Raw genomic sequence first — 15,782 nt, 5'->3', positions numbered from 1 at the left:
AGCTTCTCGGGCTCTTGATGCGCTCTTAACCTCCGTCGCAGTCCCCACCGTGACGAAGGAGTCACCACGATGGCGCCACCCCTCATCGAACTCGAGCACGCGACCAAAAGGTTCCCCAGCGGCTCGGGATCCGTCCACACCGCGGTCCGCGACCTGACCATGACCGTGCAGCCGGGCGAGTTCGTCGCGGTCGTCGGTCCCACCGGCTGCGGCAAGTCGACCACGTTGTCCCTCGTCAGCGGTCTGCAGCCCGCCTCGGCCGGCAGTGTCCGCGTGAACGGCACCGAGGTGAAGTCCATTCCGGACGGTGTGGGCTACATGTTCCAGACCGACGCCGTGATGCCGTGGCGTTCGGTGCTCGACAACGTCGCGTCCGGCCCGCGCTTCCGCGGCGTGTCCAAAGCGGACGCTCGCGAAAAGGCCCGTGACTGGATCGGCCGCGTTGGGCTCGAAGGCTTCGAGAAGTACTACCCGCACCAGCTTTCCGGCGGCATGCGCAAGCGCGTCGCCTTGGCGCAGACGCTGGTCACCGACCCGAAGATTCTGCTGATGGACGAGCCGTTCTCCGCGCTCGACGTGCAGACCCGCGCCCTCATGCAGGACGAGCTGCTGCGCCTGTGGTCCGGGTCCGGTGCCGCGGTGATCTTCGTGACGCACGACCTCGACGACGCCATCGCGCTCGCCGACAAGGTCGTGGTCCTGACCACGAGCCCGGCGACGGTGAAGGACGTCTTCGAGATCCCGCTGGAGCGTCCGCGCAAGGTCGAGGACCTTCGCCTCACCGAGGAGTTCCGGTCGATCTACTCCGACATCTGGGAATCGCTGCGCGGCGAGGTCGACAAGGCCCGCCAGAAGGGGGCGACCAGTGTCGCTTGATCTGATCGTCCCGCCGTCCAACCCGAACCCGCGGATCGAAGACGAAGCGAGCCTCATCGCGCGCCAGAAGCTCAAGACCAACGCGCGCCGGCGCAACATCTGGTTGCTGCGCTTGGCGATCGTCGTGGTGTGGCTCGGCAGCTGGGAACTCGCGGGCCGCTACTGGATCGACCCGTTCTTCTACTCGATGCCGTCGAAGATCTGGGAACGGCTCGTGGAGTGGTTCACGACCGGCACCGATTTCGGCTCCATCTGGTACCAGATCCTGGTGACGGTGGAGGAAGCCGTGCTCGGGTTCGTGCTCGGCGCGATCCTCGGCGTGGTGTTCGGCGTGGTGCTGGGCCGCAGCCAGTATCTCGCCGACGTGCTGGCGCCGTTCATCAAGGCCGCCAACGCTTTGCCGCGCATCGTGCTCGCCGCGTTGTTCGTGATCTGGTTCGGCCTCGGCATGTCGTCGAAGGTCGCGACGGTTGTGGTGCTCGTGTTCTTCGCGGTGTTCTTCAACGCCTTCACCGGTGCTCGTGAGGTGGACCGCAACCTGATCGACAACGCGCGGATCCTGGGTGCGTCGCGCTGGGCCGTGCTGCGCTCGATCGTGCTGCCGAGCGCGACGTCGTGGATCCTGTCGTCGCTGCACGTGGCGTTCGGGTTCGCGCTGATCGGCGCGGTCGTCGGCGAGTACACCGGCGCGAAGGCCGGCATGGGCTTCCTGATCGCCAATGCGCAGGGCACCTTCGACACCGCCGGCGTCTACGCGGGCATGCTGATCGTCACCGTCGTCGCGCTGCTGGCGGAATGGGCATCGGCACGGCCGAGTCGCGGCTGCTGCGCTGGCGGCCGCAGATGATCACCCAGGCCGGCGCGGTGATCTGATGCGTCTGAAAAGGACACTCGCGGTAGCCACCGCGTTGCTCACCCTCGCCGGCGTCACGGCCTGTCGCGATTCGCGGAACATCGACCTCGGCAACGGCGGCAAACCGCACCTGAAGATCATGATCGGCGGCATCTCCAAGGTCATCTACCTGCCGGGCCAGCTTGCCCAGCAGCTCGGCGAGTACGAGAAGCAGGGCCTCGACGTCGAGCTGTTCGACCAGCCGTCGGGCGCGAACGCGGAGACGTCGCTGCTGGCCGGCGAGGTGCAGGCCGTGGTCGGGTTCTATGACCACACGATCGACCTGCAGGCCAAGGAGCAGTGCCTCACGAGCGTGGTGCAGTTCTCGAACGTGCCGGGCGAGGCCGAGATGGTCGCGTCGGCCAAGGCGCCGGAGATCCAGTCCGGAAAGGACTTTCGCGGCAAGAACCTCGGCGTGACGTCGCTGGGTTCGTCCACGGACTTCCTCACCAAGGCGCTCGCGAGCCGCGGCGGTGTGGACGGCAAGGACTACACGCCGGTGAAGGTCGGCGCCGGGCAGACGTTCATCTCCGCGATGCAGCAGGGTTCCATCGACGCGGGCATGACCACGGACCCGACGATCGCGCAGCTCACCAGCACCGGCCAGGCCAAGATCCTCTACGACATGCGCACGGTCGAGGGAACGCGTGCCGCGCTCGGCGGGCTGTACCCGGCCAGCTCGCTCTACATGAGCTGCGAGATCGTGAAGCGCTACCCGGACATCGTGCAGAAGCTGGCCAACGCGTACGTGGATTCTTTGCGGTGGTTGAAGAACCACACGGCGGAGCAGGTCGCCGACGTGATGCCGCCGTCGGTCGCGGGCGGGGACAAGGCGTTGTACGTGAAGTCGCTGGAGGACAGCCTGCCGATGTTCACCGCCGACGGCCGCATGGATCCGGCCGGGGCGCAGAACGTGCTCAACGTGCTCGGCGCGTCGTCGAGCAACGTGAAGCCGAAGAAGGACCAGATCGACCTCTCGAAGACCTACACCACCCAGTTCGTGGACGCCGCGCTCACGCGCTCGGCGCGGTAGTCCACCCGTGTCCGTCCTTCCGCGCGGAGGACGGGCGCACCGTGGCGGCCGCCTCGCCTTCCCGGGGCGGCCGTCACGGACTTCGGCGTACAGAAGGGAAATTCGGGACATATTGGTGAAGTTTTCCCGGAATGTGAAGACCCTTCGAAAGTAGCTACCCACCCGCTCACGTGGATCCAACACTTGTTACCGGTGCGCACCGCCTGTAACACCCCGAGTCCCCATCGGTGATCAGATTGGATCCGCATGAACTCCCCCCTCTCCTCACGGACCGCGCGGGTGCTGGCCGTCACGGCGGCCGCCGCGGCGAGCATCGCGGCCGCGGCCGGCGTCGCCACGGTCAGCACGCCGTCGTTCGGCTCGTTCCACGGCCAGAGCTTCTCGGGCGGCAACTGGGGCGGCTACGTGAGCTTCGGCAGCTTCACGACCGCGACCGCGAGCTGGACGGAACCGTCGGTGACCTGCCGGTCCAGCAACGACCTGTTCGCCCCGTGGGTCGGCATCGACGGTGACGGATCGTCCACTGTGGAGCAGACCGGCGTGGCCACGGACTGCTCCAGCGGCCGCCCCGTCTACCAGGCCTGGTACGAGATGTACCCGGCGGCGCCGGTGTACTACTCGTCCTCGTCCGCCCCGGTCAGCGCCGGTGACCACATCTCCGCGACGGTCACGCGCACCGGGACGAACACCTACAAGCTGGACATCAGCGACACCACCAAGGGCTGGTCGAAGACGATCAGCAAGTCGTTGACCTCCAAGCACTCCTCGGCCGAGGCGATCATCGAGTCGCCGACGGACTCGTACCCGACGATCTCGGGCGGGATCTCGTTCACCGGCGTGAAGTTCAACGGGCAGAGCCTCGCGTCGACCAGCCCCGAAGGCCTCGACGCGGACGACCGCGGCTCCGGCACCTTCAGCCCGGGCGCCATCGGCTCGGACGGCCAGAGCTTCACGATGACGCGCCACTGAAGTTTCGGTCCGCGGGGCTCCGGCTCCGCGGACCGGCTTCAGCGCGTGAAGCCGTACGACCGCTCGACGCGCGCCACCCGCACTTCGAACTCCTCGTACCACTCCGCCCGGCCCCGTCGGCGACTCTCGGTGTGTTCGAGGTTCTTGCGCCAGCCGGCGATGGCTTCCTCGTCCCGCCAGTACGACACGGTGATGCCGAGAGCTTCGTCCCGTGCCGACTCCTCTCCCAGGTAGCCGTCCTGCTCCGCCGCGAGCGCCGACATCCGGGCGGCTCGCTCGGCGTAGCCGTTGTCGCTTTCGGTGCGGCGGGACGTGAAGATCACCGCGTAGTACGGGGGTTCAGGTCTGGGCATGCTCGGTGTATACCCGCTCGGGTCTGAGCCGCGCGAGTGCTTATCCCTGCAACGCTCCGACCGCCCACGCGAACACCATGACGGCGAGCAACAACGACACCGCGGCCTGCACCATCATCGTCAGCTTCGTCCAGATCCGCAGCGGCATGACGTCGGTGGGGCTGAAGGCCGTGGAGTTGGTGAACGAGAGGTACAGGTAGTCGGCGTAGCGCGGTTCCCAGTCCTCGCTGGTGAGCCCGGGGCTGTCCATCTGGGGGAACTGCAGGTCGGGGAACTCCGCCCGCCCCTTCGCCCGCCGCGCCGGCCCGCCGCGGTCGAACTCCCAGTACCAGAGTGAGAAGACGACGATGTTCGTCCAGTAGACGATCGCGCCACTTACGAGCACCTGCGGCGCGTGCCCACTGAACGACCCCTGCACGATCCCCAGCACCAGCCGCACCGCCGACGCCGCCGTGGTCGCGCTCACCACGGCCAGCAGCACCAACGACACGATCCGCTCGACTCTGCTGAACTCGCCCATCCGGCCGGGGTTGATCAACAACAACGCGACGAGCAACAGCACCGACACCGCGGGCAACAGCCACCACGGCCTCAACACCACCCGGTCCGGCAACGCCAACTGCAACGCGAGCGTCCCCACCACCACCCCGGCAGCCGGCCACCGCGTCTCCCCAGCGGTCACCCTCCGCCACGCCGGCAGGGCGCCGGCTTCACCTGAGTCCACGTGCGTCACGGTAGGGCGGTTGCGCGCACGCTGCTACAACACCGCCGCGAACGCGTCATACGCCCGCTGATCGAACAACACAAACCGCACGAAATCGAACGCCGACGTATCCGCATCCCGAACCGTCGACACCGCGATCCGCGCCGCGTCCTCAATCGGCCATCGGTACACACCCATCGAGATCGCCGGGAACGCCACGGTCCGGGCGCCGAGCGAGGCAGCCACCGCAAGTGAGTTGCGGTGGCAGTCCACCAGGAGCGAAGACCGGTCTTCCGAAGAAGACCACACCGGCCCCACCGTGTGCACCACCCAGCGAGCCGGCAGCCGGCCCGCGGTGGTGGCCACGGCCTGGCCCGTCCGGAGCCCCTTCCCGTAGTGGCCGGCGCGTAGTGCCCGGCACTCGGCCAGGATCTCCGGGCCGCCCTTGCGGTGGATGGCGCCGTCGACTCCGCCGCCGCCGAGGAGGGAGGAGTTGGCGGCGTTGACGATGGCGTCGACGTGTTGTTCGGTGAGGTCGCCGAGGGCCAGTTCGATGGGTGCCATCCCTGCACCCTGTCACGAAACCGCCGCGTCTCCCGACGGGAGGTGGCGGCCGACGTCCGCCCGTCCCCGTGCCCCCAGCTTGCGCAGCACCTTCGCCACGTGTTGTTCCACCGTGCGCGGCGACAAGAACAGCCCGTCGGCGATCTCGCGGTTCGTGCGGCCCTCGGCGAGCATGCGGGCGACCTCGCGTTCGCGCGGGGACAGCTCGCGGCCGTAGCCGCGGCGGCCGCGTTGCGAAGGGGCCCACGCGCCGTGCTCGCGGAGCAGGTGGTGGCAGCGGCCGGCGTCGCGCGTGGCGCCGAGGCGTTCGTAGGCGCGAGCCGCGGCGGACAGCGCGTCGACGGCCGGGCGTTGGCCCGCCAGCAGGCGCAGACAGGCGGCGCGCTCGACCATCGACGTTGCCAGGTACGGCATCGGCAGGCGTGCGTACGCGGCGGCCGCCGCGTCGAAGCCCGCGGCCGCGGCCAGGTGTTTGCCGCGGGCGCCCGTCAACACCGCGCGGCCCGCGGACAACGCGGCCACGGCCAGGGGCGCGTCGCGGCCGGTGATGCCGCGCGCGAACTCCTCGACGAACGCGTCGGCGTCCGACCAGCGGCCCGCACGCGCGAACGCCTCGGCCGCCGCCGGCACCAGCGACGCCGCCCACACCCAGACGCCCTTGCGTCGCGCCGCGTCCACGGCGACGTCGGCGACGGCGCAAGCACCCGTCACATCGTCACCCGCCAGCAGGATCCCGATCCGTACCGACGCGGCCGAAAGCACCACGGGGATCGGGCCGTCAGAGGGGACCGAAGCACGTGCCAAATGTTCAGCAGCCGCGGCGAATTCGCCCCGAACCGCCGCCAAACCGCCGAGCACCAGCGAAGTCTCCATCACGATCGGCCCCAGCTCCGGGTACCGCGAGCGCACGTCCTCCGCCGTCTCCGCGAGCCCGTCCCACTCGCCGCGGAACCACGCCAGCCGCGCGTGTGTGCCCTGGATCAGGCCGATCGCGTACAACGCCCCCGCGTCTGAAGCGCGCCGCGCGCCCTCCTCGACGAGCTGCGTGGCCCGGTCGAGGTGTCCGGCCCACGACTGCGCGTCGGCCAGGTTGCACCACAGCCGCGCGAGCTGCACGCGCTCGGCCACGCTGTCGCCGACGTCCGGCAGCGCCTCGAACTCCGTCCACGCCGAGCCGTCGCCGATGTGCGAAGCGTTGGTGATCCGGTCGACGGTCAGCGCCAGCCGCAATTCCGGGTCCGTCAGTCCGGAATGGACTTCCCGCGCCCGTCGCATCCAGCCTTCGTGCCACGAAAGGGGAGTGAGCCCGTCGATGGGTTGCGCCAGCAGGTTGATGCCGCGCGCGGCCAGCTCCGGCCGGTCCACGAGCTCGGCGACGGCACGCTCCACCTCCTCGCGCCCGCGTTCCAGCCGTCCGATCGTGCGCACCAGCAGCATGCCGAGCGACAGCCGGATCGTCCCCCGCACGGTCGGCGGCAGCGGCCGGTCCTCCAGCACGCGTTCCAGCGTCTCGATCACGCCCGGGCGAAAACCGCGTAACGCCACCTGACTCAGCTTCGTGGCGAGCCGTCCGACGTCGTCCGAAGCCGGCAGCACGGCCTGGAGCAGGTCGATCGCGCGCGAGGTCTCGCCGTGGACGATGGCCTCGTCGGCCGCCGCCTCCGCGTAACGGAGCCATTTCTCCGTGCGCCCCGCCGCATACGCGTGCTGCGCCAGCAACAACGAAGGCGGCGAAGGCAACGCGCCCAGCACCCGCATCGATTCCGTGTGCAGCAACGTCCGCTCCGGGCCGCTCACCGTGTCGTACACGGCCTTGCGCGCCAGTGGATGCCGGAAGCCGTACCGGTTTTCACCCAGCTCAGCCACCAAACCCCCGGCCAACGCGGCCAGCAGCGCCGAGCGCAGCGACTCCTCACCGAGCCCCGCCACCTCGGCCAGCGTCGCCGGCTCCGCGGGCACCGCCAGCACCGCCGCGGCCCGCGTGAGCTGCGCCGCCTCCGCGGGCAACACGGCCAGCCGCTCCGTCACTGACTCCCGCAACGGCGCCGGCACCTCCAGGTTCTCCAGCAGTCGATCCGACAGTCCCTCACCCGCCGGCAACCGCACGTTCCGCAAGGCCCGCAACGTTTCCTCGACCACGAACGGGATCCCACCCGTGCACTCGTGCAGCTTCGTCGCGAACTCGTCACTCACGCGCGGCACCTCGAGCACGTGCACGGCCATCGCCCGCACCGCCGCAACGTCGAGCGGCCCGAGCGTGACGCGTGCCGTGTGGACACTCGGCGCCGCCCGCACCGGCGCACCCAACGGCCCCGGCCACGGCTGGGCGCCCGTGCGGTAAGCGGCCACCACGGCCAGCTCGGGCGGCAGGTCGGCGGCGAGGAACCGCATCAGGTCGCACGTACCCTCGTCGGCCCACTGCAGGTCGTCGACCAGCAGGATCGTCGGTCCACAAGCGACGAACAGCTCCCGCACGGCGCGGAACACGCGGTGCCGCTGCGCGCCCGGGTCGTCCAGTGGCTCGGGTGTCGGCGGCAGCCGGTCGGCCAGCTCCGGCAGCAGCGGCCGCAACACGCCGGCCACGGGGCTCAACGGTCCCAGCGGACGCTCGCCCGCCGCGTGCAACGCCTCCAGCACCGGCCCGTACGGGAACGGCTCGCGCAACGGCTGGCAAATCCCACGCAGCACGCGGCCATCGGCGAACTCAGGCCGTCGGGCCAGCTCGGCCAGCAGGCGCGAGCGGCCCATCCCCGGTTCACCCTCCACGAGCACGGCGGCCGGTCGGTGGGTGAGTACCTCGGCCATCGCGGCGAGCTCCTCGTCCCGGCCCGCGAAAGCCGTCGGCCCGGTGCGCACGGTGACCGACGTCGGACCGGAGACGGCCTGCCACATGTCGACCTCCCTGCACGCTTGTCCGTTTCGTCGGGAGCCTAAGCAGCGTTCGGCCACCCGTAAACCAGCTGACGACCTGCGTCTCGGCACCCGGCTCACACGTCTGCGTACACAGCGTCACCGGTTGGCAGACGGATCTTCGGCCCAGGATCACCATGTGTACGAAACTTCGGGCATCTCCTCGCTCCAGAGGCGCATACCACGTTCCGGCCGTTGAAAGAGCTACGCAAAGTAGTTGCCGGAATCCCTACTTATGGACGGTGCCGCGAGAGAAAATGGTGCCGATACGGCGCTTGGAGCAGGGCGTTCTGCCAAGGGGATTGAGTATACCTATCCGCGCCGAGCCCTTATTGCAGTGGACTGGACCACGCTGCACGCTCTCATCCCGGGGGAAGGGATGCGCCGCGTGGCCGGACCGGTGCCGCGCGTAATCACGAGGGAGAAGCATGAAGATCATCAGATTCCTCGGTATCGCCGCCGTCGCCGCCGCGACGGCGGGCACGATGGCCGCGGTCACGAGCCCGGTCGCGGGTGCCACCTTGTTGAACCCCGACATGGTGCCGGCGATGCAGCGCGACCTCGGTCTCACCCACGACCAGGCCATCGCCCGGCTCGCCGCCGAGGACTCCGCCACGAAGGTGGGCCAGGCGCTGGAAACCGCGCTCGGCGACAGCTTCGGTGGTGCGAGCTACGACGCGGCCACGGGCAAGGCACGCGTCGGCGTGACCGACGCTTCGCTCGTGGAGAAGGTGCGCGCGGCGGGCGCGGAGGCGCAGGTCGTGCGCTTCAGCGAGCGTCAGCTCGACTCCAGCGTGGCCAAGCTCAACGCGGGAGAGAAGACGGCGCCGCAGTCGGTCACGGCGTGGGGCGTGGACCCGGCGTCGAACCGCGTGACGATCACCGTCCTCAAGGGACAGCGGGCGGCGGCGGAGAAGTTCGCCCGCCAGTCCGGTGTGGACACTTCCTCGCTGGAGGTCACGGAGACCGCCGCCAAGCCGCAGCTGCACTACAACGTGCTCGGCGGTGACGCGTACTACATCGGCGGTTCGTCGCGCTGCTCCGTCGGCTTCTCCGTGAACGGTGGGTTCCTCACGGCCGGCCACTGCGCCGCGCTCACCGGTGCCGGCCCGCTGACCGGCTACAACCGCGTGTCCATGGGTTCGTTCTCCAGCTACCGCTTCCCTGGCAGCGACTACGCGTACGCACGGGTGAACAGCAACTGGACCCCGGTCGGCCAGATCAACAACGGCACCCGCGTGGCCGGCTCGACGGCCGCGGCTGTGGGCGCGTCCGTCTGCAAGTCGGGCTCCACCACGGGCTGGACCTGCGGCACGATCCGCGCCAAGAACCAGACCGTGCGCTACCCCGAAGGCACCGTCAGCGGCATGGTGCTCACCAACGCCCGCTCCGACCACGGCGACTCGGGCGGCTCGTTCATCTCCGGCAACCAGGCGCAGGGCCTGCTTTCCGGCGGTGACACCGTGAACACCTACTTCTACCCGATCGCCAACGCCCTCTCGGCGACCGGCACGACGCTCGTGCGCGGCTGATTTCCCGCGAACAGAAGAAGGGCGGATCGAGTGCCTCCAGAGCACTCGAGCCGCCCTTCTCCCTTATGCCGCCGCGGGATCGGCAGTCTGGGGGGTCAGACGTTGCTGATCTCCTCGATCAGCCCGTCGATGTCGAAGCTCTCGCTCTCGGTGCCGAGCGGAACCAGTTCGTAGGAGGACTCCAGGAACGTCTCGACGTCCTCGCGCGCCAGCTCGAACGACGCGTACCCGTCGGGTGACTCGATTTCCAGCGTGAGCATCGCCGGGTCCTCGGACAGGTCGGGGCGGATGCGCACGTCGCCCAGCCCGGACGGCTCCTCGAGTCCGGTCACGAGCAGGTCACGTGCGAACGTCCACTCGATCCACCGGCCGCGCTCGGTCCGGAACGCCACGGTGACCGCGAACGGCTCCGCGCAGTGGTAGGACAGGCGGGACAGCACCGGCGTGGTGCTCTCGTTCAGCAACACGAACTGGGTCTGGTGTACGGCGTCGGTGTGCACGGCTGCTCCTGGGGTTTCCTCCGGTGGTTCGCGCCCTGCGAACTGGTCGGCAAGGAGATGATCAGCTTCGGCTCTCGTGACGCCGGTTTCCCGCCATTCACGCGATCGGCTGCATCCGTCCTCTGTGGCGTAACACGGACCACATACCCCTTGCGTTCGACCGTTGACCATCCGTCACCCGGGAGGGCAGGGGGTGGGGGACTTTCGTGCACCGTCACGGAAGTGTCACGGTCCGAAGTAGACCGTGGCTTTTCCGGGGCTTTCCGTGGGGGTTCAGTCCAGTGGAAGCGTGAGCCCGACCTTCACCCGGTCCATGGCCACGCTCGTGGTGAAGTGCCGGACGTTGGGGTTGTCGAAGAACATCCGCCGCGTGAACGCCTCGAACCCCGCCATGTCGGGACAGGTCACGATCAACACGAAATCCGCCGTGCCCGTGACGTAGTAACACTGCTGCACGCAGTCGTCGCCCAGCACCTGCCGGCGGAACGCGTCCAGCACGGCCAGATTCTCCCGCTCCATCTCCACCATGACGACGAACGTCATCGACAGCCCGAGGGCGCCGGGGGACAGCACGGCGACCTCCTTCTCGATCACGCCCGTCTCGCGCAGGCGCTTGATGCGGCGCTGCACGGCGGCGGCCGAGAGACCCACCTTCGCGCCGATGACCTCTGCGATCGTGCGCGAGTCGGCCTGCAGGCAGGCGAGGATGGCGAGGTCCAGCCGGTCGAGGTCGGGAGTGAGCACGCTTCAGGCTAACCGGGTGCACCGACTCGACGCCTCGTCTTTACCGAGGCTCACCCACTGATCAAGAACGGGTTCGCCCAATACCTCCTATCGAGCGAACGTGAAAGAGGAGGATTAGTGACGTGCACCACAACTGACCGGTCTACCCAGGGGTAGCCCATAGAAGTGGAGCGAGCCGGTGGAACCGCCGTCCACCGGCCGGGGAGGTAATAGCTGTGAGTCCTGTCGGGTTCCCACCTGGTCGTACCGCTGTCGTGACCGCGCTCGGCCGCGCGCTGCCCGAACGGGTTGTGACCAACGACGAGATCGCGCAGACACTCGACACCTCCGACGAGTGGATCCGTACCCGCACCGGCATCCGCGAGCGCCGCATGGCCGCGCCCGGCGAGTCCACAGTGGATCTCGCCGTCGCCGCCGGCCGCGAAGCGCTCGGCGACAGCTCCGTCGACGCCGTGGTGCTCGCCACCTCCACTGCTGACCAGCTCTGCCCCGCCAGCGCGCCCCAGGTGGCCGCGCGGCTCGGGCTCGGCACGGCCGCCGCGTTCGACGTGAACGCCGTGTGCAGCGGCTTCGTCTACGCCCTGGCCACCGCGCAGGGCTTCATCGCCGGCGGCATCGCCAAGCGCGTGCTGGTGATCGGCGCCGACGTCTTCACCTCACTGGTGGACCCGACGGACCGCACCACCGTGCCCATCTTCGGCGACGGCGCGGGCGCGGTCGTCCTGCGCGCCGGCGACTCGAACGAGCCGGGCGCGATCGGCCCGTTCGACCTCCACAGCGAGGGCGAGCTGGCCGACCTGCTGTGGGTCGAGGCAGGCGGCTCGAAGCACCGGTTCTCCGAGGACCCGCGCGACCACCACCTCGTCATGCAGGGCACGGCGGTGTTCCGCCACGCGTGCGCGCGCATGGCGGAATCGTCGCGCGCCGTGCTGGAGCAGGCCGGCTGGATGGTCGGCGACGTCGACCGCTTCGTGGGCCACCAAGCGAACATCCGCATCCTCCAGGCGACGGCGAAACACCTCGGGCTGCCCGCGGACGCCGTGGTGGCGAACATCGACCGCGTCGGCAACACCAGCGCCGCCTCGATCCCGCTCGCTTTGGCGGACGCCGTGGACGACGGGACCTTGGTGCCGGGTCACCGGGTGCTGCTGACCGCGTTCGGGGCGGGGCTGACCTGGGGTTCGACGTTGCTGACCTGGCCTGAGCTGGGCTAGTTCGTCCAGGCCTTAGTTCGTCCAAGCCTCAGTCGCTTGCTGACGGCCGCGCAGCAGGAGTGAGCCGTGCGGCTGCCACAACTCGCGCTCGCCGCCGAGCGCGGCCTTCACGGCGCCCTCGCTGGCCAGGATGCGTGACGGCACGGACTTCGCGTGCTCCGTCAGCCGCGCGGCTTCGTTCACGGCGTCGCCGATCACGGTGTACTCCAGCCGGCTCGAGGTGCCCAGCTGGCCCGCGAACACCTGCCCGCACGCGACGCCGATGCCCAGGTCGAGCTCGCCGTCCGCCACCACGGCGTCGCGGATCGCGCGGGCGGCGGCCAGCGCCATGGTCGGGGCGTCGGACAGGCGCGTGGGCGCGCCGAAGATGCACAGGGCCGCGTCGCCCTGGAACTTGTTGACCAGGCCGCCGCGCGCGTCGACGGCCGAGACCACGCTGGCGAAGAAGCGGTTCAGCTTGGCCACGAGCTCCTCCGGCGGCGTGCGCGACGCGAGCGCCGTGGAGTCGACGACGTCCACGAACAGCGCCGTCACCTCGCGCACGTCGCCGGACAGCGAGGCGCCGTATTCGAGGGCGTGCCGCGCGACGTCCGTGCCGACGTGCCGGCCGAACAGGTCCCGCATCCGCTCCTGCTCGCGCAGACCGGCGGCGAGCTCGTTCACGGAGGTCTGGAGCATGCCGATCTCGCTGGAGTCGTCGACGTCCACGGACACGTCGGTGGTCCCGCGCGCGATCCGGTCCAGAGCCACGCGCAGGCGGTGCAGCGGCGCGGCGACGGCGCGGGCCAGCAGCGCGGTGCCGATGGCGCCCGTGGTGAGGCCGATCACGGACAGCGTGATCAGGCTCGCCGTCGGGTTGGCCCGGCTGACGTCGGGCGGCGTCGCGACCAGCAGCACGCCGACGAGCGGCACGCCGCTGGCCAGCGCCCACGTGACGATCAGCCTGGTCAGCACGGTGACCGGGAGCGAACCGTGGGGCGGCGTCACGTCGAGGGCGATCGTCATGACCGGCCGCGCCACCCACTCCGCGGCGAGGTACATCAGGCCGACGGTGGTCAGCCCGCCGAGACCGATCGTCAGCGCCATGCCGGACGCGTCCTCGAACGAGCCGAGCGCGCCGGCCAGCGTGCCGAGCGCGATGGTGCCGATGAGCCACAGCGTGCCGCTGACCACGGCCATGTCCACGGGCAGCCGCAGCGCGCGCTTGGCCTCGTCCTCGGTCGGCGGGCGGCCGATCGTGAACCACACCACGGTGCGTCGCTGCAGGTAGGCGGTCCAGAGCGTGCCCACGAGCAGGCTCACCGCCACGATCCCGCCCGCCGTCAGCCCGAGAATCCACCCGCGGTCGCCGACGTCCCCGGGCAGCCCCTGCAGGAACAACAGCAACGCGACGACGGCCGACCCGGCGACACTCGACCCGATGCCGAGCGCGGCGAAGCCCAGACTCGTGCGCAGAACCAGCCGGAACCGCCCCGCCGTTCGCTTGCGCACGCCGCCGATCGTACGGGCTGGCGTTCGCGTCCGGCTCGGCGAGAAAAGGCGTGGCAGCGCTCGCGGCCGCGTCGCTACCGTGCTGCCCATGCAACCCCTCGACGCCGACGCGATCCGCGCCTCCTTCGTGAACTGCTCCCGCGGCGAGGCCAAGTCCGTCACCCTCCCCGCCGACGTCCCCTGGGCCACGCGCGACTTCCTCGGCTGGCGCGACCCGAAGGCCCCCGGCCGGGCGTACCTCGTGGTACCCCGCGACGGCGGCGTCGTGGGGCTGTCCCTGCGCGCCGCGCCCCCCGCTACGTCGCGCTTGCGCAGCAACATGTGCGCCTTCTGCTCCACCACCCACGCCACGTCCGACATCACCCTCTTCACCGGCCGCCGCGCCGGCAAGTCCGGCCGCGAGGGCAACACCCTGGGCACGTACGTCTGCGCCAACCTGTTTTGCAGCGCGTACGTCCGCGGGGAGCTCAAGCCGGCCGTCCCGCAGCCCGTGGAGACCCTGACCCTGGACGAACGCGTGGCGCGCATGGAGGACAAGGTGCGGCGGTTCGTGGACCGGATCCTGGAACCGCACTAGTCACTAGTGCGGGTGCTCGTCACGGGCATGTCGGGGGTGGGCAAGAGCGCCCTGTTGGCCGAGCTGGGTGCGCGCGGGTTCCCGACCGTTGACACCGACTACGGCTCGTATACCGAAGTGATTGACGGGGAACGGTTGTGGCGTGAGGACGTCATGGCGGAGTTGCTGGCTTCGTCTGCGTCGCTGTTCGTTTCGGGAACGGTGCGGAACCAGGTGCGGTTCCGTCGGTTCTTCTCTCATGTGGTGCTGTTGAGCGCCCCTTGGGATGTGCTCGCGGCGCGGCTGGCTACGCGCACGTCGAACGCATACGGGAAGGACCCGGCAGAACTCGCGGAGACGTTGGGGTACCTCAAAACTGTGGAACCTCTGCTACGCGCGTCGGCGACCCTTGAGGTCGTGACGACGGTTCCGGTGGCGGAGGTCGCGGACCTCGTTCTGGCGCATGTGTTGTGAGGTCTTGGTTTTAGGGATGCTTCCACCGAATCTCGACGGCGTTGTGGGCACTTGAGGTTCTGACCCCCTCCACGAGCGGTTGACACCGGGCGCCGCCCGTGCAGATCCGAGGCAGCGGCGAAGGAATGCCAACGCACAGGATCCCGGCGATGCGCGCAGAAGCTCAAACAACAGCCCAAGCCCAGCGTGCTCGGAGTTCCCCGATGTACTTCAGCCGGCCCCGAATCGGCTACATCGCAGAGTCGTGGCCCGCCGCGTAATTGTGAGCATAAGACTTCGCATCCAACAAATGCTTCAGCGTGATCTCCCGTGCGGCAGGTCCGTCGGAGGCCTTCAAAGCCGACAGGATCGCCCGGTGCTCGTCCACCGCCTTGCGGATCTGGCCCGGCAGCCGCAGCGCTGCCCGGCGCTCTTCCCCGACCAGGGCGAGGACGGACCGAAGGAGGTCGGCGACGTCGTCGTTGCCGGCGTTGCCCGCCATGACGCGGTGGAACTCGGCGTCCGTCGCGATGACGCGCAGCATGTCGCCCTCGGCGGCCGCGGCTTCCATCTCGGCGACGTTGTCCTCGAGCTTCTGGATCGTCCGCGGCGAGTGGTTGCCGGCGAGCCGCTCGGCGAGGGTGGGCTCGACCGTCGCGCGCAGGTCGAACAGCTTCTCCACCAGCTGTTCGTGCTCGGAGAACCAGCTGCTCAGCGGCGCTTCGGTCTGCTCGCGGACGTAGGTGCCGGAGCCCGCGCGGATCTGGACGTAGCCGATCGAGTCCAGCACCCGTAGCGCCTGCCGCAGCGACCCGCGGCTGATGCCGAGCTGCTCGCACAGGGCGCGTTCCGCGGGCAGCCTCGAGCCCGGCGGGAGCTCGCCACTGTCGATCATCGCGCGCAGGCGGTCGACGGTGGCGCTCCAGACCTGTTCGGATTCGTGGGCCACCCGCCCATCCTGGCAGGTCGTGGCGGGCGGCGGAAAATGTCGG

The 15,782-nt window shown here is 69.6% G+C and carries 15 protein-coding genes and 1 pseudogene; 8 read left to right on the top strand and 8 right to left on the bottom strand.

From position 1 onward, the window contains the following. The first annotated feature begins 69 nt into the window (after positions 1 to 69). The 4 genes and pseudogenes from AB0M56_RS11005 (at position 70) to AB0M56_RS10990 (ending at position 3,770) form a co-directional block, all read left to right on the top strand. Positions 70 to 876 carry an ABC transporter ATP-binding protein gene (locus tag AB0M56_RS11005; RefSeq protein ID WP_364173591.1) on the top strand — a complete coding sequence of 269 codons (807 nt, stop codon included), beginning with the start codon at positions 70 to 72 and terminating at the stop codon, positions 874 to 876. Then, positions 866 to 1,749 (top strand): annotated as a pseudogene (locus AB0M56_RS11000) (ABC transporter permease). Before AB0M56_RS11005 ends, AB0M56_RS11000 begins: the two are co-directional and overlap by 11 nt. Continuing rightward, positions 1,749 to 2,801, top strand: a complete 1,053-nt coding sequence (locus AB0M56_RS10995; RefSeq protein ID WP_364173588.1) for an ABC transporter substrate-binding protein — start codon at positions 1,749 to 1,751, stop codon at positions 2,799 to 2,801. The pseudogene AB0M56_RS11000 and the gene AB0M56_RS10995 overlap by 1 nt, the downstream one beginning before the upstream one ends. Before the next feature lie 246 nt (positions 2,802 to 3,047). Next, positions 3,048 to 3,770 (top strand): G1 family glutamic endopeptidase, encoded by a 723-nt coding sequence (locus AB0M56_RS10990; protein ID WP_364173585.1) that lies wholly within the window; start codon positions 3,048 to 3,050, stop codon positions 3,768 to 3,770. 38 nt (positions 3,771 to 3,808) lie between these two features. Here AB0M56_RS10990 and AB0M56_RS10985 read toward each other — a convergent pair whose 3' ends face one another. Genes AB0M56_RS10985 through AB0M56_RS10970 form a run of 4 tightly spaced genes read right to left on the bottom strand, consistent with a single transcriptional unit; the run spans position 3,809 to position 8,282 of the window. After that, complete coding sequence (locus tag AB0M56_RS10985) at positions 3,809 to 4,123, bottom strand: antibiotic biosynthesis monooxygenase (RefSeq protein WP_364173583.1); 315 nt, start codon at positions 4,121 to 4,123, stop codon at positions 3,809 to 3,811. A 40-nt stretch (positions 4,124 to 4,163) separates the two neighbouring features. Next, the gene (locus AB0M56_RS10980; RefSeq protein WP_364174186.1) at positions 4,164 to 4,823 is read right to left on the bottom strand and encodes a hypothetical protein; all 660 of its coding nucleotides are present in this window, start codon (positions 4,821 to 4,823) and stop codon (positions 4,164 to 4,166) included. A gap of 57 nt (positions 4,824 to 4,880) precedes the next feature. Continuing rightward, a complete protein-coding gene (locus AB0M56_RS10975; RefSeq protein WP_364173581.1) occupies positions 4,881 to 5,390 on the bottom strand; it encodes an O-acetyl-ADP-ribose deacetylase in 510 nt (169 codons plus the stop codon). Between the two features lie 12 nt (positions 5,391 to 5,402). After that, positions 5,403 to 8,282, bottom strand: coding sequence for an AAA family ATPase (locus tag AB0M56_RS10970; RefSeq protein WP_364173579.1), 2,880 nt, complete (start codon positions 8,280 to 8,282; stop codon positions 5,403 to 5,405). Between the two features lie 446 nt (positions 8,283 to 8,728). Between AB0M56_RS10970 and AB0M56_RS10965 the strand changes: the two genes are divergently transcribed. Beyond that, positions 8,729 to 9,832: a S1 family peptidase gene (locus tag AB0M56_RS10965; RefSeq protein ID WP_364173576.1), complete on the top strand. Its 1,104-nt coding sequence runs from the start codon at positions 8,729 to 8,731 to the stop codon at positions 9,830 to 9,832. Between the two features lie 95 nt (positions 9,833 to 9,927). Here the strand turns inward: AB0M56_RS10965 and AB0M56_RS10960 are convergent, their stop codons facing one another. Beyond that, the gene (locus AB0M56_RS10960; protein ID WP_364173573.1) at positions 9,928 to 10,332 is read right to left on the bottom strand and encodes an SsgA family sporulation/cell division regulator; all 405 of its coding nucleotides are present in this window, start codon (positions 10,330 to 10,332) and stop codon (positions 9,928 to 9,930) included. A 273-nt stretch (positions 10,333 to 10,605) separates the two neighbouring features. Beyond that, positions 10,606 to 11,076: an Lrp/AsnC family transcriptional regulator gene (locus tag AB0M56_RS10955; RefSeq protein ID WP_220245668.1), complete on the bottom strand. Its 471-nt coding sequence runs from the start codon at positions 11,074 to 11,076 to the stop codon at positions 10,606 to 10,608. A gap of 254 nt (positions 11,077 to 11,330) precedes the next feature. On the opposite strand from AB0M56_RS10955, the gene AB0M56_RS10950 reads away from it, so the two are divergent. Next, on the top strand, positions 11,331 to 12,290 hold the full coding sequence (locus AB0M56_RS10950; RefSeq protein WP_364173571.1) for a beta-ketoacyl-ACP synthase III: 960 nt from the start codon (positions 11,331 to 11,333) through the stop codon (positions 12,288 to 12,290). Positions 12,291 to 12,302: 12 nt separating this feature from the next. Here AB0M56_RS10950 and AB0M56_RS10945 read toward each other — a convergent pair whose 3' ends face one another. Beyond that, complete coding sequence (locus tag AB0M56_RS10945; protein ID WP_364173569.1) at positions 12,303 to 13,781, bottom strand: adenylate/guanylate cyclase domain-containing protein; 1,479 nt, start codon at positions 13,779 to 13,781, stop codon at positions 12,303 to 12,305. Positions 13,782 to 13,869: 88 nt separating this feature from the next. On the opposite strand from AB0M56_RS10945, the gene AB0M56_RS10940 reads away from it, so the two are divergent. Both AB0M56_RS10940 and AB0M56_RS10935 read left to right on the top strand, forming a co-directional pair. Next, the gene (locus tag AB0M56_RS10940; protein WP_364173566.1) at positions 13,870 to 14,358 is read left to right on the top strand and encodes an FBP domain-containing protein; all 489 of its coding nucleotides are present in this window, start codon (positions 13,870 to 13,872) and stop codon (positions 14,356 to 14,358) included. A gap of 12 nt (positions 14,359 to 14,370) precedes the next feature. Continuing rightward, positions 14,371 to 14,811 carry an AAA family ATPase gene (locus AB0M56_RS10935; RefSeq protein WP_364173563.1) on the top strand — a complete coding sequence of 147 codons (441 nt, stop codon included), beginning with the start codon at positions 14,371 to 14,373 and terminating at the stop codon, positions 14,809 to 14,811. Positions 14,812 to 15,040: 229 nt separating this feature from the next. On the opposite strand, the gene AB0M56_RS10930 is transcribed toward AB0M56_RS10935, so the two are convergent. Next, positions 15,041 to 15,739: an FCD domain-containing protein gene (locus AB0M56_RS10930; RefSeq protein WP_364173560.1), complete on the bottom strand. Its 699-nt coding sequence runs from the start codon at positions 15,737 to 15,739 to the stop codon at positions 15,041 to 15,043. Positions 15,740 to 15,782 lie beyond the last annotated feature (43 nt).

Origin of the sequence: Amycolatopsis sp. NPDC051372 (genome assembly GCF_040682095.1) — a bacterium.
Classification (GTDB): Bacteria; Actinomycetota; Actinomycetes; order Mycobacteriales; family Pseudonocardiaceae; genus Amycolatopsis.
This window is presented reverse-complemented; position numbering and strand designations above follow the sequence as displayed.